The organism is Pseudomonas sp. TE9122 (assembly GCF_056278925.1).
In genome coordinates this window covers 5,642,873-5,667,915 of the sequence record NZ_JBWBQI010000001.1, presented here as the reverse complement: position 1 = coordinate 5,667,915, position 25,043 = coordinate 5,642,873, and the positions used below count along the sequence as shown (strand labels likewise).

Below are 25,043 nucleotides of genomic sequence, written 5' to 3'. Positions count from 1 at the left end.
TACGACTTCAGAGCTTAGAACAGGGTTCCACGGTTGCGGACGCCAACACCAGATTTATCTCATTAAAGGTATGCTGCCCGCGTATCGCAGTGACCCGGAGAAGGATTTCATGCTCAACACCCTGGCGGTGGCCAACTACCGCTCGATCAACAAACTGGTGATTCCGCTCGGGCGCCTGAACCTGATTACCGGGCCAAACGGCAGCGGCAAGTCCAACCTCTACCGCGCCTTGCGCCTGCTGGCGGAAACCGCCCAGGGCGGTGTGGTCAATGCACTGGCGCGTGAGGGCGGGCTGGAATCGACGTTCTGGGCCGGGCCGGAAACCATCAGCCGGCGCATGCGCAACGGTGAGGTGGCGATCGAGCCGACGGTGCGCCACGGCGTGAAAAGGTTGCGCCTGGGATTCGCCGGCGAGGATTTCAGTTACGCCATCGGCCTGGGCCTGCCGGAGCCGAGCACTTCATGCTTTTCCCTCGACCCGGAAATCAAGCGTGAGTGCATCTGGGCCGGCCCGGTGTTTCGCCCGGCAAGCCTGCTGGTCGACCGCAACGGCCCGATGATCCGCGCCCGCGAAGGTCGCGCCTGGGATGTGCTGGCGCAACACACGCCGAACTTCGACAGCCTGTTCGATCAGGTCGGCAATCTGCGCAGCTCGCCGGAAGTGTTTCAGATGCGCGAATTCATCCGGCGCTGGCGCTTTTATGATCACTTTCGCAGCGATGCCGACGCACCGGTGCGTCAGCCGCAACTGGGCACGCGCACGCCCGTCCTGCACCACGACGGCCGTGATCTGGCGGCAGCCTTGCAGACCATTATCGAGATTGGCGATCCGCAAGCATTGAGCGCGGCGATCAGCGATGCGTTTCCCGGCGCGCGGCTGAATATCGCACTGTTGGCCGGTGGCCGTTTCGCTATCGAGTTTTATCAGGAAGGCTTGTTGCGACCGCTGTCAGCGGCAGAACTGTCGGACGGCACTTTGCGTTATCTGCTGCTGATCGCCGCCCTGCTGACCCCACGACCGCCATCGCTGATGGTGCTCAACGAACCGGAAACCAGCCTGCACCCGGACCTGCTGCCGGCGCTGGCGCGGCTGATCATTCGCGCTTCGGAGCAGTGTCAGGTGTGGGTGGTGTCACATGCGCGACGATTGATCTCGGCGTTGCAGGAAGACCCGGAATGCAATTGCATCGTGCTGGAGAAGACGCTGGGGCAGACCGGGATTGTCGGGCAGCGGGTGCTGGATGAGCCGGCGTGGCAGTGGCCGGATTGAGGGTGCCAGCGAAAAGCCCCTCACCCTAACCCTCTCCCAGAGGGAGAGGGGACTTCACCGAGTTGTTTGCGAGAGTTACGCCGACCTGAAAGCCTGAAGTCGAACCTGATTTTGAAAAGCCCAGACATCGGCTCCCTCTCCCTTGGGAGAGGGCTGGGGTGAGGGGCGAGCCTCACCGCTGATCCAACGGGCAATCACCCCAACCACTTGCCCCCTTCACCAATCACACTCTCAGGCCGGGTGTCATCACTCAGCTCTTTGCGCACATATTGGGTGACCGAATTTTGCTTAGCCCATCTGGGCTGCCCACATTCATCTCGCTTAAACATTATTCTGCGGGTTTGCCGGGAAGGAATAAGACGGCTATTTTTCCTTGCGCTGTAGGACGGATCTTTTTTTCAGGAAAGACCTCCAAGGACCCACAGCTTTTGGCCAGACTCTCCGGCCCATCCACCACAAGGAAGAACAACATGGACGTAAAAGTGCCGCAGCGGCTGGATCCGCAGGACATTGTGAAATTGCTCAGGGCGTTGCGCCGGGCGTTGAAGACTACAGCGTAAGTCGAAAGCCCCTCACCCCAACCCTCTCCCGAAGGGAGAGGGGGCCGACCGTGGTGTCTTTCGTCGTACATCGACCTGACGAACCGAGTCGATTATGGATTCAGCGACGCACGAACAGGTCGGCGGGCCTCTACAGCATCCCCCAATCGGTCCCCTCTCCCTCTGGGAGAGGGCTAGGGTGAGGGGCTTTTCAAGACACACAAAAACGCCGATGACCATCACTGGCCATCGGCGTTTTCACGTCTGAAGCGGATTCACTCAAGCGTCAGATCAGAACGCCGGCAATACCGCGCCGCTGTACTTCTTCTCGATGAAGGCTTTGACTTCCGGGCTGGTCAGGGCCTTGGCCAGTTTCTGGATCGCGTCACTGTTCTTGTTGTCCTCACGGGCCACCAGGAAGTTCACGTATGGCGAGTCAGCGCCTTCAATCACCAGCGCATCTTTCTGCGGGTTGAGCTTGGCTTCCAGCGCGTAGTTGGTATTGATCATGTCCAGATCAACTTCTTTCAGCACGCGCGGCAGCAGCGCCGATTCCAGTTCCTTGAACTTGAAGTTGTGCGGGTTCTTGGCGATGTCTTTCGGCGTTGCCAGAGCGTTTTTCGGATCTTTCAGTTCGATCAGACCGGCCTTCTGCAGCAGGATCAGCGCACGGCCGCTGTTGCTGCCTTCGTTGGGGATGGCGATGGTGGCGCCATCCGGCAGTTCAGCCAAGGTTTTGTACTTGCTCGAGTAGCCACCGAACGGTTCAACGTGTACGCCCTGCACGGTCACCAGGTACTTGGATTTGTCATCCTTGTATTTGCCCTGGTTGAAGCTGTCCAGATACGGCTTGGTCTGGAAGTAGTTGGCGTCCAGACGCTTCTCGCCAACCTGTACGTTCGGCTGCACGTAGTCGGTGAAGACCTTGATTTCCAGATCGACGCCTTCTTTGGCCAGGGTCGGTTTGATCAGCTCAAGGATTTCAGCGTGGGGCACCGGCGTTGCGGCAACCACCAGTTTCTCGCCGGCGTTGGCGAAAGAAGCCGTCAGCGCAGCCGCCAATGCGGTAAACAACAGAACCTTTTTCATGCAGTGTCCTTATCGAAAATCACGATCGTCATCGACGACGGCATTTAATACGTGTGCCAGTGAAGTGATATCGCTGGCGTGAGGCGGACAATACCCGGATTTTTTATTCCCGGACAATAACGTTTATTCAGCTTCATATTCCATTTTGTTCATGCTGAAGAAAATGCTTATACCGCCTCGCTCAAGCGAATCAGCCAATCTTTCAAGGCCTTACGCTCTGCACTGCTACCGCCGATGTGGGTCTGCCTCACCAGACGTTCGATCTGAACCTGCGGCGCAGACGCGTCAGGCAGGTTCAGATGTTCCGGCAGGATCTCGTCGCCGGTGCTGACCAGCAGAGCGAAGTGGATGACGTTTTCCAGTTCGCGGGTGTTGCCCGGCCAGCCGTGTTGTTCGAGCACATGTTGCGCGGCTTCGCTGATCAGCGGCACGGGCAGGTCCAGACGCTGGCTGTAGATGCCAAGGAAATACTCGGCCAGCGAGAGGATGTCGCCGGTCCGCGCGCGCAACGCCGGCAGCTCCAGATGACCCTCGCTGAGATAGTGATAGAGCCGCTCGTGAAATTTCCCGGCGTCCACGGCCTGGGCCAGATCGATGCTGGTCGCCGCCACCAGACGCACATCCACGGGGCTCGGCTGATGCGCACCGACGCGGGTGACTTCGTGATTTTCCAGCGCCGCGAGCAGCTTGACCTGAATCGGCAGCGGCAAATCGCCGATCTCATCCAGGTACAAGGTGCCGCCGTTGGCCGAACCGAACCAGCCGGCGCGGCTGCTGGCCGAACCGCTGTAGCTGCCGGCGGCGTAGCCGAACAGTTCGGCGTCGGCGTAGGTCGGGCTGATCGCGCCGCAGTTCACCGAAACGAACAGACCGCTGCGGTCACTGGCGCGATGGATATGCCGGGCGAGCAGCTCTTTACCGGTGCCAGTCTCACCGCGAATCAACACTGAAATCGAACGGGGAGCCAACTGCTCCAACTCCTCGCGCAATTGCCGCGAGCGTGGGTCGACGAACACCAGCGCCTTGGCGCGAATGCTCAGGGGGCTCTTTTCCGCATCGGGAAAGGTCAGCAAGGGCTGACCGAAGGTTTCAAAACTCATGGTAGGCTCCCGCCCAAAACCGCCAGCCGACGGGGGCGTTGAAAAATTAGATCAGGCGCGACGGCGGGCGTGGTCTTCCAGGCGGTTTTGCAGGCGATAGAGATAGGCGAAACCCTGCTCCCAACGCTGATGCCCGGACTTGACGTTGATGTGCCCGGCACCGGCAAGAATCCCCGCCTCCGCCCCCCAGTTACGTGCCAGTTCGAGCGCGCGCGGGGCACTGACGGCGGCGTCGTTGTCGGAGCTGACGACCTGACTGGGGAATGGCAACAGATCGGTCGGAATCGGTGCGAAGTTGCGCAGTGCCGGCGCACATGCAGGACGCTCGACATCGGCCGGCGCAACCAGCAACGCCCCGCGCACCTGACGCAGGTATTGCAACGGCGCTGTCGCCGCCCAGTGGGCAACGGTGATGCAACCGAGGCTGTGAGCGATGAGAATGACCGGCGTGCTGTCGGCGGCAATCGCTTCGGCCAGCGCGGCGACCCAGTCCTCACGACGCGGCGTCAGCCAATCGGCCTGTTCCACCCGTGCGCTGTTCGGCAGGCTGTTCTGCCAATGGCTTTGCCAATGATCTTCTGGCGATCCTTGCCAGCCCGGCACAATCAGGTAGCGGATTGATTCGTTGCGCATGGGGAAGCTCTCCTGCGTCGTGTCTGTTCCGGGTCGAGTATAGGGAGAGGAGTTATATTCGTTAAGGAATAAGAAGCTATTTATTAATACCTGTATCGAATATGTGATCTGTGTAGGGCATAAGCTTCTTCCCCCTCACCCCAGCCCTCTCCCCCAAGGAGCGAGGGGGAAAGGGAGCTGATCTTCAGGCTCTTCAAATCTTGAGTTCGACTGGATTTCTCATATCGGTGTATAGCCGCCAGACAACCCGGTCAGTCCCCTCTCCCTCCGGGAGAGGGCTAGGGTGAGGGGCTTTTCAAAAACTGAACGCAAAAAAAGGGCCGCACCCTGCCAAGGAGACGGCCCCGGAAAAACGAAATCTGTCACCGCGCAGTAATCACCGACAACTTGGTAATCCCCGCCCGTTCGATCGAAGCCATGGCTCGCGCCACTTCGCCGTAATTCACCCCGTCATCGGCCTGCAATTGCACGCGCACCTCCGGGTCCTTGGCTTTGGCCGACTTGAGGTTGAATTCGAGCAAGTCGGGCTGAATCTCGTCCTTGTTGATAAACAGTTTGCCGACGCCGTCGATGCTCACCACCAGCGGATCCTTCTGCTCGACCGGCGCCACCGCTTCGGTCTTCGGCAGGTTGATCGGGATCGCGTTGGTCAGCAGCGGCGCGGTGACGATAAACACCACCAGCAGCACCAGCATCACGTCTACCAGCGGCGTCACGTTGATTTCACTGAGCACCTCATCCGTGTCTTGCGTGGAGAAGGCCATATCAGGAGGCCTCCTTCACTTTTGCCGCGTTGCCCGACGTTGCCACTTTGTGTGCGGTCGGGTGGATCAGCACGCGGAACGCGCTCTTCTGCGCCAGGCTGTAGAAGTCGTGGGCGAAGTCATCCAGATCCGCGGCGGTCAGTTTCAGCCTTCGCAAAAAATAGTTGTAAACCAGCACCGCCGGCACCGCAACGGCGATCCCCACGCCGGTCGCGACGAGTGCCGCACCGATCGGGCCGGCCACCGTTTCCAGGCTCGCCGAACCGGCGGCGCTGATGCCTTTCAAGGCCTCCATGATTCCCCACACCGTGCCAAACAGACCAATGAACGGCGAGGTGCTGCCGATACTCGCGACAACCGCCAGACCGGTTTCCAGCGAACGCCGTTCGCGGACGATCTGCTGGCGCAAGGCACGCTCGAGGCGATCCTGATGGTTGATCGCCTGGCTCAGATCATTCGCCTGCGGCGCCTCGCCCACCTGGATCGCTGCATAGCCAGCCTGCGCCACTCGCGCTGCGGCGCCGGGCTGGGTTTCGCTCAACTCTGCCGCGGCATCCAGACTCGACGCCGCCCAGAAACGTTTGTGAAAGCGCCGATCCTGCGCTTTCAGACGACCGAACTGCACAGCCTTGAGCAACGCCAGGCCCCAAGTGGCGACGGAAAAAACCACCAGCAGCCAGATCACCGCGCTTTCGATGGATTCCAGTGGAGATGCCAGTAACGTCATGATGTGTTCCCTCGTGTAAACATTTCGCGCGAATTTGGTTTCGGTTTAATGAATCTTGAAATCGATGGGCACGCTGACCCAGCCGTCCTGGGCGACATCACCCTGTTTGGCCGGAACGAAACTCCAGCGCTTTACAGCGTTGAGCGCTGCGTCGTCGAGCTGCTGCCGGCCACTGCTTTTGGCAATCTGGATCTCGCCCGGTTTACCGCTGGCCAACACATGCACCCGTAACAACACCGTGCCTTCCCAACCGCGACGCTGGGCCAGTGACGGATATTCCGGTGCCGGATTTTTCAGATACGCAGCGTTGGCTGAAGCCGGGGTAACGGGCGCCGGTGCCGGTGGCGCAGGAGGCGCTGGCGCGGCGACCGGGGCTGCCGGTTTCGCTGGCGCTTGCTCCACCGGCTTGGGCGCGGGTTTGGGCGGCGCCTTGACCACCGGCTTGGGTTTGGGAATCGGCTTGGGCGGCGGCGGTTTTACCGCCAATTCGTCTTCCACTGGCGGTGGCGGTTCGACCACCGGCGCCGGCGGCGGCGGCGCAACAACCGGCGGCGCGGGCGGAGCCGGACGCGAAAACTCGATGGTCATCGGCGGAATTTCCGGCGGTACCACCGGCAGCACTGGCGTCGGCTTCTGGCTGACCCAGTACATCACCGCGCCATGCACGACCAACGCGAGCACACCGAGCAAAAGGGTTTCGCGTCGACTCAAAATGCCCTTGGGAGCACGTTGCAAACGCAACTGCCCCAACGGCACCCTATGCGGCCGGCCAAGATCGACCAGCTCGCCACTCGGCGTGTGCCGCCACAGCAATTCCCCTGCGCTGGCGGCGGTCTGGACATTGCCCATTGTTCAACTCCCTGCGGTCTCTTTCCGTTCTACGAGCCAAAGCGATCGACCCGCCATTCTTGAAGCCCCCACGGCGTAGTCGATGGGGCAATCATTGGCTGTGGACGCTTATCACCGAAAGTAATCTTTAACGTTATCCATAGGCCTTCAAGGAATATACAAATCGCCCGTTTTTACCGAAGCCGCGCACTACAAGGGCTGCACCGATCTGCCATAAACGCCATGCTTTTACGGCATGAAAAGTATTCGGCTACGGCATCCGTTAACGCCTTAAAAGGCTGGTTTTGGTTCGCTGAATGTCGATGTTAGGCGCGATTGCCGCCGTCGCTGTCGATCAGCTGCGTCTGCTTGCCGGCGCCGCTGAGGATTGGTTGAACGGCCATGTCCAGGTCAGCGCCTTGAAAGCTCAATTAAAAGTCGTAGCGACCGGTAACGCCGAGGGTGCGCGGGGTGCCGAGCAGGCCTTCATAGCCGCCGTTACCGCCGGTCCACAGGGTCGTGTAATAGGTTTTGTCGAAGGCGTTTTTCAGCCACAGCGAGACGTCCCACTGGCCCTGATTGAAATCGCCGCGCAGGCCGGTAGAGAAGTTGACCACCGCGTAACTGGGGATCTGCCCGTAGTCGGAATCCTCGACCGTGCCCACCGCTTTGGAGCGGAACGCGTAGCTGCCGGTGACGTAGGGTTCGAAGCCGTTATCCAGATTCCATTTGTATTCGCCGTTGGCGTTGCCGATCCATTTCGACGCGCCGACCACTTGATGGCCGCTGAGATCGCAGGAGGCCGGCGCACCCGGGGCCTGGCTGACTTCCGGCGGGCATGGCGCATCCTTGTACGAAAGGTAGCTGACGTCGTTATAGGAGCCGTTGAAATTCAGGGTCAGGCCACGCAGCGGCACCAAGGTGCTTTCGAACTCGATGCCGCGCGAGCGCACCGAGCCTGCGTTGGTCAGGTATTGCACGCGGTTGGCGGCGTCGTAGGCGTTGGTCTGGTAAGCGTTGACCTGGGTCCAGAACACGTTGGCGTTGAGTTGCAGGCGGCGATCCCACAGGGTGCTTTTGAAGCCGAGTTCGGCGTTGTTGGCGCGCTCGGTGCCGATCAATAACGAGTCGGCGCCAGCGGTAGGTGCGGAGCCGACCGCAAGGTTGACCCCGCCGGATTTCTCGCCGTGGGACAGCGTGGCGTAACCGAGCACATCGTCGGTGATGCGATAGCTCAGGTTGAGCAGTCCCGAGGGGCTGGAGCTGTACTGATTCAAGTCTCCGGAATCGTAGACGCCGGCACGGCCGCGACGCGCATTGGCTGCCGCACCCGCCACCGCCACGCCACCGAGCGGCGCGTTGCGGCTGACCGAGGCGTTTTTCTCCTCATAGGTGCCACGCACCCCGGCGGTGAAATCCAGCCGCTCGCTCAGGTGCCAGGTGCCTTGGGCAAACAGGGCGAAACTGTCGGTCTTGATATGGCCGTTGCCGACGCTGCTGACGTTGGCCAGGGCGCCTGCCGGCGTGCCGTTCCAGATATCCGCTTGCGGGCCGTAATAGGCGAAGGATTTGTTGTCCAGGTCCGAGCCGAAATAGTAGGCGCCGACCACATAATCGAAGAACTCGCCCTTGGGCGAGGCCAGGCGAAATTCCTGCGAATACTGTTTGTCTTCCACCGACACGCCGGCGTTGTAACTGGCCGGCACGTTGAGGCCATCGTCGTTGCGCGGGGTGAAATTCCAGAAGCGATACGAACTGACCGAGGTCAGGGTGAAGTCGCTCGGCAACGTCCAATTGGCTTCCACCGACGTGCCGCCCTGATGCACGGTGACGTGCTGGTCATTGTCGAGATTGACCTTGCGATGCCGGCCGTTGACCAGCGTCGCCCCGGCCGCGCTGGCCCGCGATTCATACAGATTGACGCCGTTGATGGTCGGCCCGGTGTTGTACAGCACGCGGGTGCCGGCACTGGAATCTTCTTCGTTGTAATCGCCGATCCAGCGCAGATTGAAATTTTCATTGGGCTTGAACAACAGCTGCGCGCGGAAGCCCTCGCGGGAGCCGCCGTTGAGGTCGTGGCCGTCATATTCGTTCTTGATGTCGCCGTCACTGCGCGTGCGATAGGCGGAAAAACGTCCGGCCAACTCATCATTGAGCGGCCCGGAAATCGTCCCCTTGGTCTGGAAATAACCGTCCTCGCCGACCGATGTTTCGATGCTGCGCTCAGGCGTGAAACTGGGCGCACGGGTGCTGATATTGATGACCCCGGCGGTGGTGTTCTTGCCGAACAGCGTGCCCTGCGGCCCGCGCAAGACCTCAAGCTGCTCGATATCCATCAAGTCGAACACCGCCATCCCCGGACGGCCCAGATAAACGTTATCGATGTACAGGCCAACGCTGCCTTCCAGGCCATCACTGGCCGGGTTGTTACCGAGGCCACGGATCGACACGCTGGACTGCCGCGCATGCATGTAAGCGACGTTGACGCTGGGCACCAGTTGCTGCAAATCCTGAATCCGGTAAACCCGCTGCGTCTCCAGATTCTGCCCGCTGACCACGCTCATTGGCGTCGGCACGTCTTGCGAACTTTCTTCGCGGCGGCGCGTGGTGACGGTCACGGTTTCCAGCTGCGAACCGTTGGCCGCCGCTGTGTCTGCGGGGACGGGCGGAGGGGTTTCGGCTTCGGCGGCATAGCCGTGAGTCCAGCTGGCGCTGCCTGCCAGCAACAGCGCCAAAGGCAGGCGTTTGAGCCGTCGGGGAGATGGGGGTAACGCGAGATTCAACGGACTCATGGCGCGGCTCCTGGTCAAAAAACACACAGACATCTTCAGTGCTGCATATTCTTTTCAGTTATTTATTTATGGATTTACAAATATTTACTGCATAATAGATTGCCTTTATAAGGAGTCGACCTAATGCATATCCAATGCATTTCCCGGATATTTTTTATGTGAAAAATGCATATCGACTTGCGCCAATTGCGTCACTTCATCGCTCTGGTTGAGCAACGCAGCTTTGTCGCTGGCGCGCAGGCGGTGAACCTGTCGCAGTCGGCATTCAGCCGCAGCATCCAAGCACTGGAACACAGCGTCGGCTGCCAGTTGGTCGACCGTGGGCGCAAGGAATTGCCGCCGACCAAACAGGGCCATGTGCTGCTCGAACATGCGCGGCGACTGGTCAGCGGTGCGCAGCAGATGGCCAATGAGATCAGCCAGTTCAATGGCCTCGAGGCCGGGGAATTGCGCTTTGGTTGCGGGCCGGCGCCAGCCGCCGGATTGATCCCGCGCGCGATCGGCGCATTCATCGGCCGCTACCCGAAAGCGCGCGTACAGTTTCTGGTCGATGACTGGCAGAGCCTGAGCAAACGCCTGCTCAGCGAAGAGTTCGAATTTTTCGTCGCCGATACCCGACAATTCGAGGCCGACCCGGATTACCAGACCCACCGCCTGCGGGCGCGCAAATGGCATTTCTGCTGCCGCGCCGGGCATCCACTGACGGCGTTTGAACGCATCACTGCCGAGCAATTGCTGAGTTATCCACTGGCGGTCAGCATCCGCCCGCCGAACCTGCGCAAGGTCATCGTCGACCTCAGCGGCAGCCCTGATTTCACCCCGAATGTGGAATGCGAAAACGGTTCGACGCTGTTGAGCGTGGTGCTGCGTTCGGAGGCGATCGGAATTGTCGGCGCGTATTCCGATGCGCTGCATCTGGCCAAGGGTGAGCTGGTCTGTTTGAAGATCGAAGGCCTGGCGGATGATCTGGAGGAGCTGTACACCCGCTATGGGATTGTCAGCCGCGCGGGGTATCGGTTGTCGCCACTGGCCGAGGCGATGATCGAACAGATCAAGGCGATTGATGCGGAGGATGAGGAGGTGTGTTCGCTGGAGAATTTCGCGGTCTGAGCTGGCCCCTTCGCGAGCAGGCTCGCTCCCACAGGAATACGCATTTCAAATGTGGGAGCGAGCCTGCTCGCGAAGAGGCTGATGCAATCGCTGCATAAAAACCATTCCCCAAATGCACTTGCCGAAACCCCCCACCGACAGCGAAAACCCTCACCTGTCCCACTGACCGGTGAACTCCATGCCCACCCCATCCAACCCCGTGCGCAACGTGCTGTACATCATGTGCGATCAACTGCGCCGCGATTACCTGTCCTGCTACGGCCACCCGCATCTGCACACACCGAACATCGATCGCCTCGCTGCCGAAGGCGTTCGTTTCAGCCGTGCCTACACCCAAGGCACGATCTGCGGCCCGTCGCGGATGTCGGCCTACACCGGGCGCTATGTCAGCAGTCATCAAGTGGCCTGGAACTCGGTGCCGTTGCCGCTGGATGAATTGACGATCGGCGATTACCTGCGACCTCACGGCATCCGCACCGCGCTGGTCGGCAAGACCCATGCGACGGCCAATGTCGACGCCTTGCAGCGGCTGGCGATCAACCCGCAAAGCGCGCAAGCCGAGTTGCTCAATGAGGTCGGCTTCGAACCCTACCTGCGCCACGACGGCATCTACCCCGACGATCCGTCATTCGACGACAAGCGCGAATCCGCGCCCTATACCCAATACCTGCGCGCGCAGGGCTTCGATGGCAAGAATCCCTGGCACGACTGGGCGAATGCCGCCGAAGGCGAGAACGGTGAAATCCTCAGCGGCTGGAAAATGCGTCATGCGAATTTGCCAGCACGAATTCCCGAGCAACACTCAGAGACTGTCTACACTACAACTCGGGCCATCGACTTCATCGCTGAGCAAGGCGACAAATCCTGGTGTTTACACCTCTCGTACATCAAACCACATTGGCCATATATCGTACCGTCGCCATACCACGCCTTGTACAGTACGAAATCGATTCTGCAACCGATCCGCGCGACGCTCTCCGAAGCCAGCAAACACCCCGTATACACTGCCTTTCGCCAACATGAGGAAAGCCGCAACTTCTCCCGCGATTCAGTACGATTGAATGTAATCCCCACCTACATGGGCCTGATCAAGCAAGTGGATGATCAGTTGGGGAGACTGTTCGATTTTCTACAGAGCAACGGGCGCTGGGATGACACGTTGATCGTGTTCACCAGCGATCACGGCGATTTCCTCGGCGATCATTGGCTCGGCGAGAAGGAGTTTTTGCTCGAGCAGGCGGTGGGTGTGCCGTTGATCGTGCGCGATCCTCGGGGGGCGGCGGATGTCACTCGCGGCACTGTCGATGAGCGCTTGGCAGAAACCATCGATGCGCTGCCGACATTTCTTCAAGCACTGGGATTGCCGGCAGCAGAGCATCGGCTTGAAGGGCGTTCATTGATCCCGTTGCTGCACGGGGAAAATCCCGATTGGCGCCGCTATGCAATCAGCGAATACGACTACGCCTTCCAGGCCCCGGCGCGGGAACGTCTCGGCCAGCCGATCGACCGTTGCCGCATGACCATGGTGCGCAGCGAGCGCTGGAAATACCTGGCGTACGACGGGTTTAGACCGCAGCTGTTTGATCTGTTGAATGATCCGCAGGAGCTGAATGATCTGGGTGAGGACCCGGCATACGCGGCGGTGCGCGAGGAGCATGCCGGATATCTGTTTGAGTGGATGAGGGGGTTGAAGCGGCGGACGACGATCAGCCATCCGGAGATCGATTTGCGCGGGCAGCGGTTTCGTTATGGCGAACCGGAAACCGAGAAGGTTGTTCAGATTGGTGTTTGGTAGCGGGAAGAGCCCCTCACCCTAACCCTCTCCCGGAGGGAGAGGGGACTGAATGGGGGATATTTCAGAGGTGCACCGACCTGATCCAGCTTCACCGAATCCATAATCGATAAGGTCTTTCAGGTCGATGCATAACGCAAGATAACTCGGTCGGCTCCCTCTCCCTCTGGGAGAGGGCTGGGGTGAGGGGCTCTTGATCTTCAATCACGACCTTTGATGGTCTGGCTGCGCTGCCCATTCACCCCCACCGGCACCTCGCCCTTGAGCGTCACCCGGCGCACCACGCGATCCTGGGTGCCGTAATCATCAATTGCGTAATGCTGCGTCGAGCGGTTGTCCCAGATCGCCACATCTCCAGCCTGCCAGCGCCAGCGCACGGTGTTTTCCTGGCGGATCACATGGCTCTGCAGCAAGCCGAACAGGTGTGCCGAATCGGCCTGTGAATAACCTTTGATGCGTTTGACGAAATGCCCCAGCAGCAAGCTCTTCTCGCCGCTGATCGGGTGCACGCGCACCACCGGGTGCTCGGTTTCGTAGACGGTCGAGGTGAAGACTTTGCGATAGCGCTCCAGCTTCTCTGCCGAGACGTCCGGCTTCGCCCCGGCGTAGTCGTACTCGTTGCTGTGCACAGCGGTCAGTTTGTCGGCCAGCTCACGCAGCTCGCTCGGCAAACCGCTGTAGGCGGTCGCGGTGTTGGCCCACAGCGTATCGCCGCCGAATGCCGGCGCAACCACCGAGCGCAGGATCGATGCTTTCGGATAGGCATCAACGAAGGTCACGTCGGTGTGCCAGGAATTGGCGCGCTGGCCCTCGGCGCCGTCCAGCTCCAGAAGGTAGCGAGTGCCTTCACGCACCGGCACGGTCGGGTGCGCCACCGGTTCGCCAAGCAGATGGGCAAAGGCTTCCTGACGCTGATCGTCGAGTTGCGTCTGCTCGCGGAAGAACAGCACTTTGTATTCGACCAAGGCTTGCTGGATGGCTTCGACAGTGGCGGCGTCCAGCTCACCGGACAGGTGGACGCCGCGGATTTCGGCACCGATACGACCGGCCACCGGGTGAATTTCCAGCGCGTGAGAAACGGGTTTTACAGCGAGTGCGGCATTGCTCATGGGAAGACCCTCATCGACGGCTTGCGGTTTTGACGGCAGCGAAACAACGCTCTATCTATATTCCATTTACATCTAATAGATAATCACATGCTTCGTTGACGGAATAAGAGCTTGCATTTAAAACCTCAAGCAACCCTCGTCGCAAATGCCTTCGAGCTATTTTTAGGATGCCGGAAAAGCATATGGATCTTCGCCAGTTGCGCTACTTCATCGCCCTTAACGAACACCGCAGTTTTGTCCGTGCGGCAGACGCCATGGGCATCACTCAACCGGCGTTCAGCCGCAGCATTCAGGGGCTGGAGCAGGAATTCGGTTGCGTGCTGGTCGATCGCGGCAACAAGGATCTGCGCCCGACGCCCGAAGGCCAGGTGGTGCTGCAACACGCCCTGAGCCTGGTGCAGGGCGCAGCTTTGCTCAGCGCCGAAGTGACGCAGATGACCAAGCTCGACGCTGGCGAAGTGCACTTCGGCTGCGGCCCGGCGCCGGCAGTGAAACTGGTGCCGGATGCGGTGGCGCAGTTCATCAATGCGCACCCGAAAGTGCGCACCTGTTTTCAAGTGGATAACTGGGAAAAACTCAGCCGTGCGCTGAGCCGCGAAGAGATCGAATTCTTCATCGCCGACATCCGCCATTTCGAGTCCGACCCGAATTTCCAGACGCAACCGCTGACGCCCAAGCGCGGCGTGTTTTTCTGCCGGCCGGGGCATCCGTTGCTGGCCAAGGAAAGCCTGTCGACCAACGACATGTTCGACTACCCGCTGGCCGCCACACTGATCCCGCCGGGCATTCGCAAGCTGCTGGCGAACCTGAGCGGGCGCATCGATTTCTCGCCGACCATCGAGACCGAGCACTTTCCGGCACTGGTCAAAGTGGTGCTGCAATCCAATGCGATAGGTGTCGGTACCGAGGAGGCGTTTGCCGAGGATGTCGCCAAGGGCTCGCTGGTGCTGCTGCACTGGCGCAACCTGCCGCAGAACCTCGAAACGATGAACGCGCGCTGCGGCATCGTCAGCCGCACCGGGTTTCGACTATCACCAGCAGCGAGGGCAATGATCGAGACGTTGATCGCGTTGGATCGGCAGGACGTCAGCGTCGCTGTCTGAAACCCTTTCGCGAGCAGGCTCGCTCCCACACAGGACCTGTGTACACATCCAATGTGGGAGCGAGCCTGCTCGCGAAGAGGGCAGCGAAGACGCTGGAGATCTAAAGCTTGGCGGCTGAGAGTTCAGGCGCCACCCAATCACTGACCTTGAACGGCTTGCGGATCAGCTTCTGCTGCGCCGCCAGGTCGACCTTGTCCTGCAGGCCGCTCAAGAACACCGGATCCAGTGTCGACGGGAAAATCTCACTGAGATTCTGGTCCTTCAGATCCTGAGCCAGAATCACCGGCGGATAACTGGCCAGCCCTGATACCAGCTGCACATAGGCGTCCTTGTTGCTGTCCTGCGTCAGCCACTCGACCGCTTGCTGCTGCGCCTTGAGCAGTTTCGCAATGACCTCAGGATGGGCGTCGACAAACTTGCCATTACCCAGCAGCACCGCCTGCACGCTGCCAGCGCCGCCAAGGTCCTTGGTGTTGAGCGGCAATTCCGCCAGGCCTTTGGCTTGCAAGGCACTCAGCGCGGAGCTGCCCCACGAGGCATCGATCTGCTTGGCCGCGAGTGCCGAAACCGCCGCGTTGAAATCCAGATTGATGACCTTCAGATCCTTCTCGCTCAGGCCCTGACTGGCCAGCGCCGCATCGAACGACAGCTGCGTCGCCGTCCCGCGAAAGATCGCCACGCGTTTGCCCTTGAGATCCTGCAAGGTCTTGATCCCCGAGCCGGGCACCACGCCGAGGTATTGCTTGACCCCACGCGCCGTCGCGCTGAGCAGGCGCGTGTCCAGACCGTTGGACTTGCCGATGATCGCGGCCAGATCACCGAGATAGGCCAGATCGACCTGCCCATTGGCAAACGCCTCATTGATCACCGGCCCGGCGCCCTTGAAGAAACTCCACTGGATCTTGATGCCCTGCTCGGCGAAGGCCTTTTCGAAGATCTGCTGATCGCGCAGCACATCGACGATGCCGCCGCCGCTGTGTTGAGTGCCGGCGCTGAGGTCGGGCACCGCGATGCGGATTTCCTTGAGTTCTTCGGCTTGGGCGCCAAGCGCAAGAAAGCCTGCAAGCGCCGGGGCGGCCAGCAGGCTGATGATTCGTTTGAAGGGAAGGTTCATGGGTGCGGCTCCTTGATCGCTGAGGAGCCGAAAGTAGGCCGGATGCACACCTTCACTTAAATACTATAAATGCACATTTTTATATCCATATGAGCTAAGCGAGGGCGCGTGCGGTTTGCAGCGCGATATGCATTAACAGCATCGAAAATATTCTTCGAATGCATTGGATGCGCGTAAGCAGGCAAGCCTTAAATGGATTCGCTTATCTCCCGATAGCATCGAACGCAACTTTGTTAGATCAGTTTCATATATGACGAAACCCAGTGTGGGAGCGAGCCTGCTCGCGAATAGGCCATACCAGCCGACATCAGTGCTGCCTGAAACAGCCATTCGCGAGCAGGCTCGCTCCCACATGAAAAGCGGTTCGCCATGCAACCCGACAACGGAGGTCACCCATGGCCCGTCAATCTCTGCTCAGCCTGCCGCTAGCCGCGCCGCCGCTGAAAAGCCGTCGCACCTGGCCGAGCCTGAATCAACGCCTTTTGCCCTGGCTGCTACCCGTCAGCCTGTTCGTCCTGTGGTGGCTGGCCGCGCGCAATCAGTGGATGAGCGAGCAGATCCTGCCGGCGCCATCGCTGGTGTGGAGCAGCGCTGTGGAACTGGCCCAAGGCGAGTTGTGGAGTCATTTGTGGATCAGCCTGCAACGGTTGTTCTGGGGCTTGTTGGCAGGCGTTTCGACCGGCGCGGTGCTTGGCGCCGCACTGGGCTTCAGTCGACGTCTGGAGCGCCTGGTTTTTCCGACATTCGCTGGATTGGCGCAGGTGCCGACGCTGGCGTGGATTCCGCTGTTCATGGTGTTCTTCGGCATCGGCGAAGTGCTGAAACTGGTGGTGCTGATCAAGGCCATTGTGGTGCCGGTGACCTTGCACACACTGGTTGGCGTGCGCGATGCGCAACCGAAACTGCGCGAAGCCGCCGCCGTGTTGCGCCTGCCGCCGCGTCTGCTGATTCGTCGTCTGGTGCTTCCCGCTGCGCTGCCGGCGTTCATGGCTGGCGTGCGCCTGGCACTCGCCGCCGGCTGGACCTCGTTGCTGGCGGTCGAGCTGCTGGCCTCCAGTGAAGGCATCGGCTATCTGATGGTCTGGGCGCGGCAGCTGTTCATGCTCGACATCGTGTTCGTGTGCATCGTGGTCATCGGTCTGATCGGTGTGGCCATGGATCGCGGCATCGGCCTTCTCGACCGCAGACTGGTGCACTGGCCGCACCCGGCCACCGCGCAAATCACTCGCGGCCCGCGCTATCAGGGCTGGCAACGCCTGCAACCGTGGCTGTTGCCGCTGGGCTTGTTGGCGCTCTGGCAACACGCCAATGATCAGCAGTGGGTCGACGCGAATATTCTGATCAGCCCTGCGGCTGTGCTGAGCACGACGTGGGACGGACTACTCGACGGCACGCTGGTCAACGGCATGGCGCTGAGCCTGAGCCGCACCCTGGGCGGCTTGCTGATCGGTGGCGGCCTCGGTTTCGCCCTGGGCTTGCTCCTCGGCCTGTCGCGTTTCAGCGAACGCCTGCTCGGCCCGACACTCGCCGCACTGCGGCAGATTGCGATTTTCGCCTGGGTGCCGCTGCTCACCGCGTGGTTCGGCCTCGGCGAACTGGCCAAGTGGGTGTTCGTCGCTCTCGCTGCATTCTTTCCGCTGTTCGTCGCCACCCAGCGCAGCGTCGCCAACCTCTCGCCGCAACTCAACGAAGCCGCGCAAGTGCTGCGCCTGAGGCTCGGCCAGCGCCTGCGTCGACTGGTGCTGCCCGGCGCTGCGCCGGGGATTTTCGCAGGGCTGCGATTGAGCCTGATCTACGCCTGGCTCGGCACCATCGGCGCTGAATATTTCATGCCGTCCAATGGCGGCATCGGCAGCCAGATGATCGGCGCGCAGCAGCTGTTGCGCATGGATCTGATCATGGCCGGCATGCTGCTGGTCGGCCTCACCGGCGCCCTGCTCAACCTGATCGGCCAACGCCTGGAAATTCGCGCGACCCGCTGGAGACACGCATGAACGCACCGATTGTCAGCTTCAACCACGTAGGCAAATCCTTCGCCGTCAACGGTTTCGAACTGGAGGCGATTCGCGAATTCAACCTGGACATTGCCGAGGGCGAATTCGTCGCCATCGTCGGCTCCAGCGGCTGCGGCAAATCCACTTTGCTGCGTTTGCTGGTCGGCCTCGACACCGAGTTTCGCGGACAGATCAGTGTCGATGGCAAGGCCGTCAGCGGCATCGGCGGCGAGCGCGGTATCGTCTTTCAGGAACATCGTCTGTTTCCGTGGCTGACGGTCGCCGACAACATCGGCCTCGGTCTGGTCAATGAACCGCTGAGCGGAGCGCAGAAACAACAACGCATCAAAGACTTTATCGAGCTGGTCGGCCTCAGCGATTTCACCGCGGCCTATCCGCATCAACTCTCCGGCGGCATGGCGCAGCGCGTGGCGATTGCTCGCGGTCTCGTCGCCAGCCCGCGAATCCTGTTGCTCGACGAACCCTTCGGCGCCCTCGACGCACTGACCCGCCAGCAAATGCAGGACGAACTGCTGGCAATCCGCGAACGAGCAAAGATCACCACGATTCTGGTGACCCACGATGTCGAGGAAGCGATTTTTCTGGCCGATCGCGTGGTGGTGATGGAGCCGCGTCCGGGGCGGATCAAGCAAGTGGTCGACATCGCCCTGCCGCACCCGCGCCAGCGCAGCAGTTACGACTTTCATCAGCTGCGCGAAGAACTGCTGCACGAGCTGACCAGTGATGACCATTACCAACCGAGCGCACCGGTGCAGATCCGCGATCTGCCGCTGACGTTCATTGCCTGCTGAACAGGAGTTTCGCGATGCCGCAACGTCCCAACTTTCTAGTGATTCTGGCCGACGACCTAGGCTTTTCCGACATCGGTGCGTTCGGCGGCGAAATCGCTACGCCGAACCTCGATGCGCTGGCCGAGAACGGCCTGCGCCTGACCGATTTCCACACCGCACCGACCTGCTCGCCGACGCGCTCGATGCTGCTGACCGGCACCGATCACCACATCGCCGGCATCGGCACCATGGCCGAAGCGTTGACCCCGGAACTGATCGGCAAACCTGGCTACGAAGGCTACCTGAATGACCGCGTCGTCGCCCTGCCCGAGCTGCTGCGCGAGGCCGGCTATCAAACCTTGATGAGCGGCAAATGGCACTTGGGTCTGAAGGCCGAACTGGCACCCCATGCGCGCGGTTTCGAGCGCTCGTTTTCACTGTTGCCGGGCGCTGCCAACCACTATGGTTTCGAGCCGACCTACGATGAGCAAACACCGGGCCTGCTGAAATCCACCCCGGCGCTGTACATCGAGGACGATCAGTTTATTGACGAGTTGCCGAAGGATTTCTATTCCTCCGACGCCTTCGGCGACAAGCTGCTGCAGTACCTCAAGGAACGCGATCAGACCCGGCCGTTCTTCGCCTATCTGCCTTTCTCCGCACCACATTGGCCGCTGCAGGCGCCCGCCGATATCGTCGCGAAATACCGTGGCCGCTATGACGCCGGCCCACAAGTGCTGCGCCTCGAACGCCTGGAAAAACTCAAGGCACTGGGTCTGATCGAGGCAGACGTCGAACCGCACCCGCTGATTCAGCTCAGCGCGCAGTGGGACGCGATGAGCGATGAGCAAAAGCAGATTTCCGCACGAGCCATGGAGGTCTACGCGGCGATGGTCGAGCGCATGGACTGGAACATCGGCCGGGTCGTCGATTACCTGCGCCAGCAAGGCCAGCTCGACAACACCTTCATCCTGTTCATGTCCGACAACGGTGCCGAAGGCGCGCTGCTGGAAGCGTTCCCCAAATTCGGCCCGGAGCTGATGACCTACCTCAACCAGCATTACGACAACAGCCTCGACAACATCGGCCGGGCCAATTCCTACGTCTGGTACGGGCCGAACTGGGCGCAAGTGGCAACCGCGCCGTCACGCTTGTTCAAGGCTTTCACCACCGAGGGCGGGATCCGCGTGCCGGCGCTGCTGCACTATCCACAATTGCCGCTGAAAGGGCAGATCAGCCATGGTTTCGGCACGGTGATGGACATCACCCCGACCATTCTCGATCTGGCTGGCGTGCGGCATCCGGGCAAACAGTGGAAAGGCAAAGCCGTGGCGCCACTGCGCGGCAAGTCGTGGCTGGGCTTCCTGTCCGGCGAGACCGCGCAGGTGCATGACGAGCATACGGTCACCGGTTGGGAATTGTTCGGACGCCGGGCGATTCGCCAGGGCTCGTGGAAAGCGGTATGGATTCCCGGGCCGGTCGGGCCAGCGACCTGGCAACTTTATGATCTGGCGAGCGATCCAGGGGAGATTTATGATCTGGCGTTGAGTCAGCCGCAGAAACTCAATGACTTGATCGGGCATTGGCAGCGGTATGTAGAAGAGACCGGGGTGATCCTCAGTGCTTCGCCGTTTCAGCCGGATTGAACCAAGATCAAAAGCCCCCCTCACCCCAGCCCTCTCCCTGAGGGAGAGGGGGAAAGGGAGCAGATCTTCATGCTTTTCCAACCTGAGGTCGGCTCGAAATTTCAGGTCGATGTATCCAGCATAAACAGCTAGATCAGTCCCCTCTCCCCTGGAAGAGGGTTAGGGTGAGGGGCATCTGTCAGGCCTCCACCGCCTCCCCGGACACCACTTCCTCATCTCCGCGCACAAACCGGTTCGCCCGGCCAAACGTGCCGAAATCATTGAACCGCACACCCATCTCGCGCATGACCTTGTGCGCCACCGGCACGGTCATCTGACGAATGTAAAACGGCTCCTTGACCACGAAATGATGAATCCCGTGACTGCTGCCGAAGTTGAAGCAGAACGCTTGCAACGGCCACAGCCACCACGGGTTCAGCACCTGGCATTGCTGCAGCACATTGCCCGGTTCGACGTCGCCGTAGTAATGCATGTTCGAGCTGATGAAGTGCAGGCAGAAAGTGCGCAGCACGTTGGGGCCGATGATCACCACGGCGGCGATATCGATCACCTGCATCACCGACAGCGTGGTGGCCGACCACTCGATGGGCGAGCCGAGCAAATGCGCGATGCCGTTGGCCCCGTGAAAGCCGAGAAACACATACCACGCGCCCCAATGCAGCAGCGCCAGCGGTGAGTAGACCTTGAGCACGCGTTTGCCGATGCCCCACTTGTGTGCCCAGGTCCTGGCGCGGAGCAGGCGGATAAACGCCGACATCAGGTTGTCGCCAACCATCAGCAGACGGGCAAAACCCCACGGCTCGCCGTTGGTGATTGCGCGCTCTTCCATGTCGGCTTCAGTGCCGGAAACCTTGTGATGGTTGAGGTGCAGATGACGACGGATCCACGGGTTGATCGTGCTCGGTCGCGCCAGCCAGACCAGGCCCATCATCAGGTTGTGCGGCACGCGCTGCTTGCGGAAGTACATGCTGTGGATCAGGTCGTGTTCCAGCTCATGGGTCAGCGAGGCGAAAAAAGCATTGAACAGCAGGCACACCCACCAGGCCATATGGCCAGTGATGTACAGCGCCGCCGAGCCGATCATCCCGGCCAGCGCCAACGCCAGAATCCCCGCACCGAGGGCATCCTGATGCTGAAGAATCGGGTAGCGCTCACGCAATTGCGCACCCTTGGCCAACACCACTTGGCGAATATGTGCCGAGCGCTGCGCCGCATTCAGTCGTTCAGGGCTTGCAGAAGTACCGTCCATGCTTCCATCCTCGGGTCTAAGATGAATGCATCGTGCCTTGCCGGGGTTCGATCCGCGCTAGCCAAGAACGCCAACCTGTTGACCGGACGCGCCAATCCGCATGAAGGAACCGACCTCCCTCGCCAGCTGGACCCGCGCCTTGCGCAAACAACTCGACGCGCTCGGGCTGGACAGCCTTGCCTTGTGCCAACAGGCCGGGCTCGACCCAACGCTGATGGACGACCCCAATGCGCGCTATCCGCTATCCGGTACCACGCGCCTGTGGGCGCTCGCCGTTGAAGCCAGCGGCGACCCGGCGCTGGGCTTGCGCGTGTCGCGTTTCGTCAGCCCGACCACCTTCCACGCGCTCGGTTATGCACTGGTGGCCAGCGGCAGCTTGCGCGAGGTGTTCGAGCGCATCGTGCGCTATCACCCGGTGGTCAGCGATGCGCTGGAACTGGAGCTGAGCCGCAGCGAAGACCGCTATCAATTCCGCCTGAAAATCCCGCCCGGCAACCCGGCACCGGCCGTCGAAGCCATTGACGCCTTCGCGGCGATCTACGTGCGCACCTGCCGCAATCGCCTCGGCCGTGACTACGCACCGCTGGCGGTGTACTTGCGCCGCCCCGAACCGAGCGATGCCCAGCAATGGCACAAAGTCTTCCGCGCGCCGGTGTATTTTTCCGCCGCCGAGGACCGCCTGGAATTCGCCCTCAGCGACTTCGACAGCCACCTCGACGACGCCAACCCGGAACTGGCCGAGCACAACGAAGCCGTACTCAAACGCACCCTCGCCCAGCTCAAACCGCTGACCTGGGAGCGCAAGGTGCGCGATGCCATTGAAGAACAACTGCCCGAAGGCGAACCGAGCGCCGAGCGCATCGCCCAGGCCTTGCACCTGAGCCTGCGCAGCCTGCAGCGGCATCTGGCGGATGAGGGCTGTCGCTTCGACACCCTGCTCAACGAAAGCCGCGAAAATCTCGCGCTGCTGCACCTGCGTGACCCGCAGTGTTCCTTGAGTGAAGTCAGCTATCTGCTGGGATTCGCCGACACCAGCAGCTTCAGCCGCGCGTTCAAGCGCTGGACCGGGATGACGCCGGGGCAGTTTCGGGATCAGTTGCGCTGATCCGAAATCACCATTGTGTGATCCAGCGCCTTCGCGAGCAGGCTCGCTCCCACCGTTGGAATGCGTTTCCTTGTGGGAGCGAGCCTGCTCGCGAAGAGGCCGTCAGACCACCACAAACCCCAGCTCAAAAACAGTGCCGTCGGCGTCACTCCTCACCCGCACCTGCCCGCCATGCAACTGCATGATCGACTGCACGATCGCCAAACCCAGCCCACCCGAATCTCCCGGTTCCGCACGTGAAGGATCGACGCGGTAGAAACGGTCGAACAGTTTGCCCAGATGCTCAGGCGCGATGACCGGGCCGTGGTTGTGCACTTGCAGCCAGCACATACCCGGTTCATCGCGGCGTTGCAGGCTGATCAGGCTGCCGGGGTCGGCGTGGCGTACGGCATTGGCCAGCAGATTGCCGAGGGCGCGTTGCAGCAGTTGCTGGTCGGCGAGCAATTCGCCGTGCATGCGGTTTTGCAGTTGGAGGTCGCGGTCATCGGCCAGGGCTTCGAAGTAATCGCAGAGCTCGTCGCCGACGTTGCGCAAGTCCAGTGTGTGCAGATTGAGCGCACGTTCGGCCTGTTCGGCGCGGGCGAGGAACATCAGGTTCTCGGCCATGCGCTTGAGCCGTTCGAACTCTTCCATGTTCGAGGCCAGCACTTCCTGATATTCGGCCGTGCTGCGCGGATGGTTCAGGGCCTGGCCGTTGCTGGCGAGCAAGGTGTGCAGAGGGGTGCGGATTTCGTGCGCGAGGTCGGCGGAGAATTGCGACAGGCGCTGCACGCTGTCGTCCAGCCGCGCCAGCATGGTGTTGAGCGCGTGCACCGGCTCGCGCAGTTCGCTCGGCGTGCCCTCGGTAGGCAGGCGTCGATCGAGGCTGCGCAGATCGATACTGCGCACCGCTTCGCTCAACTGATGCAAGGGCTGCAAGCCACGCCGCAGCAATAACAGGCCCAGAGCAAACGCGAGCACCGCGCCGAGGCCGACGGACAGGTACAGACGCAGGCGATAACTGCCGAGCATCTGCTCACGCTCGGTGAGCACTTTGCCGGCGATCACCGTGAGGGTTTCACCGTTGGGGCCTTGGGCCTGGCCGGACAGCAAGGCCAATTCGGCGCCGTCGCTGGCCTGCCAGGTGAGCACGTCACGGCGCTGCGGCATTTGCTCTCGCGGTAATGCATTGAGCGCGGGCAGTTCACGCTGACGCGGGTTGATCGCGATCACGCTGGAGCCGTCGGCCCGGCGCACCAGCAGCAGACTGTCGAGATTACCGAGCATGTTCTGATACAACCGTGGCCGTGCCTGCAAGGCGTCGAGGCTGTCGCTGTCGGCGAGCAAGGCGCGTACTTGCTCGAGGCGACCGAGCAAGGCCATGTCATCACGAAAGGCCAATTCCGAGGCCAGCGAGCGGTAGAGAAACACGCCGATTGCGCTCAGCACCAGCGCGCAGACCATGGCGAAGGCCAGTGCCAATCGCCAGGCGATCGACTTACTCCACATCGTCCGGCGCTTCCAGTTGATAACCGACGCCGCGCACGGTGTGGATAAGTTTCGGCATGTACGGATCATCAACCTTGGCGCGCAGACGCCGGACGGCGACTTCGACCATGTTGGTGTCGCTGTCGAAATTCAGGTTCCACACTTGCGAGGCGATCAGCGTGCGCGAAAGCACTTCGCCCTGGCGGCTGGCGAGCAGTTGCAAGAGGGCGAATTCCTTGTTGGTCAGGGCAATGCGCTGGCCGCCGCGACTGACCCGTCGGCGCAATACGTCGATTTCCAGGTCGGCGATGCTGTACGACTCGGCTTCGCGCATCGGCCCGCGCCGCAGCAGCGTGCGCACGCGCGCGAGCAGTTCGGCGAAAGCGAAGGGTTTGAGCAGGTAGTCATCTGCGCCCAGCTCAAGACCACGCACACGGTCTTCGATAGCGTCCTTGGCGGTGAGAAACAGCACCGGTGTGGCGCCGCGCTGGCGAATCAGCTGGAGCAATTGCCAGCCGTTGAGGCCAGGCAGCATCACATCGAGGATGATCAGGTCGTATTCCTGTTGCTCGATAAAATAGCGGCCGTCGAGGCCATTGAGCGCCACGTCCACGGCGAAACCCGACTCGCCCAGGCCCTTGGCGAGGAAATTGGCGGTTTTGGCTTCATCTTCTACGACCAGCAAACGCATGGCACACCTCGATTGATCAGGTACACAGGCTAGGCGTGTTCGGCGCCGTTGCCCATTACAAACTTGTAATCCGCCTGACGGGGTTCTGACGAAGTGCGCCGGTTAAGGTGCAGACCTTCCCATTCGGAGC

The 25,043-nt window shown here is 61.0% G+C and carries 20 protein-coding genes; 8 read left to right on the top strand and 12 right to left on the bottom strand.

What is annotated here, in order from left to right; translation table 11 throughout:
• The first annotated feature begins 109 nt into the window (after window positions 1-109).
• Window positions 110-1,270 carry an AAA family ATPase gene (locus ACZ9BE_RS25580; protein ID WP_375122972.1) on the top strand — a complete coding sequence of 387 codons (1,161 nt, stop codon included), beginning with the start codon at window positions 110-112 and terminating at the stop codon, window positions 1,268-1,270.
• 830 nt (window positions 1,271-2,100) lie between these two features.
• Here the strand turns inward: ACZ9BE_RS25580 and ACZ9BE_RS25575 are convergent.
• The 7 genes from ACZ9BE_RS25575 to ACZ9BE_RS25545 form a co-directional block, all read right to left on the bottom strand.
• The gene (locus tag ACZ9BE_RS25575; RefSeq protein WP_041477458.1) at window positions 2,101-2,898 is read right to left on the bottom strand and encodes a MetQ/NlpA family ABC transporter substrate-binding protein; all 798 of its coding nucleotides are present in this window, start codon (window positions 2,896-2,898) and stop codon (window positions 2,101-2,103) included.
• A gap of 167 nt (window positions 2,899-3,065) precedes the next feature.
• Window positions 3,066-3,998 (bottom strand): sigma 54-interacting transcriptional regulator, encoded by a 933-nt coding sequence (locus tag ACZ9BE_RS25570; protein WP_095181118.1) that lies wholly within the window; start codon window positions 3,996-3,998, stop codon window positions 3,066-3,068.
• Between the two features lie 51 nt (window positions 3,999-4,049).
• Entirely contained in the window at window positions 4,050-4,631 is a 582-nt protein-coding gene (locus tag ACZ9BE_RS25565) for an alpha/beta hydrolase (protein WP_041477456.1), read from the bottom strand.
• A gap of 362 nt (window positions 4,632-4,993) precedes the next feature.
• Window positions 4,994-5,395, bottom strand: coding sequence for an ExbD/TolR family protein (locus tag ACZ9BE_RS25560; RefSeq protein ID WP_056787038.1), 402 nt, complete (start codon window positions 5,393-5,395; stop codon window positions 4,994-4,996).
• Between the two features lies 1 nt (window position 5,396).
• On the bottom strand, window positions 5,397-6,122 hold the full coding sequence (locus ACZ9BE_RS25555; protein ID WP_041477454.1) for a MotA/TolQ/ExbB proton channel family protein: 726 nt from the start codon (window positions 6,120-6,122) through the stop codon (window positions 5,397-5,399).
• A 45-nt stretch (window positions 6,123-6,167) separates the two neighbouring features.
• Complete coding sequence (locus ACZ9BE_RS25550) at window positions 6,168-6,971, bottom strand: energy transducer TonB (RefSeq protein ID WP_476250076.1); 804 nt, start codon at window positions 6,969-6,971, stop codon at window positions 6,168-6,170.
• 410 nt (window positions 6,972-7,381) lie between these two features.
• Window positions 7,382-9,742 carry a TonB-dependent receptor gene (locus ACZ9BE_RS25545; RefSeq protein WP_476250075.1) on the bottom strand — a complete coding sequence of 787 codons (2,361 nt, stop codon included), beginning with the start codon at window positions 9,740-9,742 and terminating at the stop codon, window positions 7,382-7,384.
• A 165-nt stretch (window positions 9,743-9,907) separates the two neighbouring features.
• Here ACZ9BE_RS25545 and ACZ9BE_RS25540 point away from each other — a divergent pair, with 165 nt between their 5' ends.
• Window positions 9,908-10,852, top strand: coding sequence for a LysR family transcriptional regulator (locus ACZ9BE_RS25540; protein WP_406228008.1), 945 nt, complete (start codon window positions 9,908-9,910; stop codon window positions 10,850-10,852).
• A 178-nt stretch (window positions 10,853-11,030) separates the two neighbouring features.
• Window positions 11,031-12,647: an alkaline phosphatase family protein gene (locus ACZ9BE_RS25535; RefSeq protein ID WP_476250074.1), complete on the top strand. Its 1,617-nt coding sequence runs from the start codon at window positions 11,031-11,033 to the stop codon at window positions 12,645-12,647.
• A 197-nt stretch (window positions 12,648-12,844) separates the two neighbouring features.
• Here ACZ9BE_RS25535 and ACZ9BE_RS25530 read toward each other — a convergent pair whose 3' ends face one another.
• Window positions 12,845-13,753 (bottom strand): TauD/TfdA dioxygenase family protein, encoded by a 909-nt coding sequence (locus ACZ9BE_RS25530; protein ID WP_056787022.1) that lies wholly within the window; start codon window positions 13,751-13,753, stop codon window positions 12,845-12,847.
• A gap of 182 nt (window positions 13,754-13,935) precedes the next feature.
• Between ACZ9BE_RS25530 and ACZ9BE_RS25525 the strand changes: the two genes are divergently transcribed.
• Window positions 13,936-14,856, top strand: coding sequence for a LysR family transcriptional regulator (locus ACZ9BE_RS25525; RefSeq protein ID WP_095181123.1), 921 nt, complete (start codon window positions 13,936-13,938; stop codon window positions 14,854-14,856).
• A gap of 100 nt (window positions 14,857-14,956) precedes the next feature.
• Here ACZ9BE_RS25525 and ACZ9BE_RS25520 read toward each other — a convergent pair whose 3' ends face one another.
• Complete coding sequence (locus tag ACZ9BE_RS25520) at window positions 14,957-15,970, bottom strand: ABC transporter substrate-binding protein (RefSeq protein ID WP_252877226.1); 1,014 nt, start codon at window positions 15,968-15,970, stop codon at window positions 14,957-14,959.
• A gap of 395 nt (window positions 15,971-16,365) precedes the next feature.
• On the opposite strand from ACZ9BE_RS25520, the gene ACZ9BE_RS25515 reads away from it, so the two are divergent.
• From ACZ9BE_RS25515 to ACZ9BE_RS25505, 3 genes are read left to right on the top strand one after another with little or no spacing between them, the layout of a single operon-like run.
• Entirely contained in the window at window positions 16,366-17,964 is a 1,599-nt protein-coding gene (locus ACZ9BE_RS25515; protein WP_252877225.1) for an ABC transporter permease, read from the top strand.
• A complete protein-coding gene (locus tag ACZ9BE_RS25510; RefSeq protein ID WP_041477445.1) occupies window positions 17,961-18,776 on the top strand; it encodes an ABC transporter ATP-binding protein in 816 nt (271 codons plus the stop codon). The genes ACZ9BE_RS25515 and ACZ9BE_RS25510 overlap by 4 nt, the downstream gene beginning before the upstream one ends.
• A 14-nt stretch (window positions 18,777-18,790) precedes the next feature.
• A complete protein-coding gene (locus ACZ9BE_RS25505) occupies window positions 18,791-20,401 on the top strand; it encodes an arylsulfatase (RefSeq protein WP_476250073.1) in 1,611 nt (536 codons plus the stop codon).
• A 178-nt stretch (window positions 20,402-20,579) separates the two neighbouring features.
• Here the strand turns inward: ACZ9BE_RS25505 and ACZ9BE_RS25500 are convergent, their stop codons facing one another.
• Window positions 20,580-21,650 (bottom strand): fatty acid desaturase, encoded by a 1,071-nt coding sequence (locus tag ACZ9BE_RS25500; RefSeq protein WP_476250072.1) that lies wholly within the window; start codon window positions 21,648-21,650, stop codon window positions 20,580-20,582.
• A 100-nt stretch (window positions 21,651-21,750) separates the two neighbouring features.
• Between ACZ9BE_RS25500 and ACZ9BE_RS25495 the strand changes: the two genes are divergently transcribed.
• On the top strand, window positions 21,751-22,755 hold the full coding sequence (locus ACZ9BE_RS25495; protein ID WP_476250071.1) for an AraC family transcriptional regulator: 1,005 nt from the start codon (window positions 21,751-21,753) through the stop codon (window positions 22,753-22,755).
• A gap of 102 nt (window positions 22,756-22,857) precedes the next feature.
• Here ACZ9BE_RS25495 and ACZ9BE_RS25490 read toward each other — a convergent pair whose 3' ends face one another.
• On the bottom strand, window positions 22,858-24,243 hold the full coding sequence (locus ACZ9BE_RS25490; RefSeq protein ID WP_476250070.1) for a heavy metal sensor histidine kinase: 1,386 nt from the start codon (window positions 24,241-24,243) through the stop codon (window positions 22,858-22,860).
• Window positions 24,233-24,913, bottom strand: a complete 681-nt coding sequence (locus tag ACZ9BE_RS25485) for a heavy metal response regulator transcription factor (RefSeq protein WP_041477440.1) — start codon at window positions 24,911-24,913, stop codon at window positions 24,233-24,235. The genes ACZ9BE_RS25490 and ACZ9BE_RS25485 overlap by 11 nt, the downstream gene beginning before the upstream one ends.
• Window positions 24,914-25,043 lie beyond the last annotated feature (130 nt).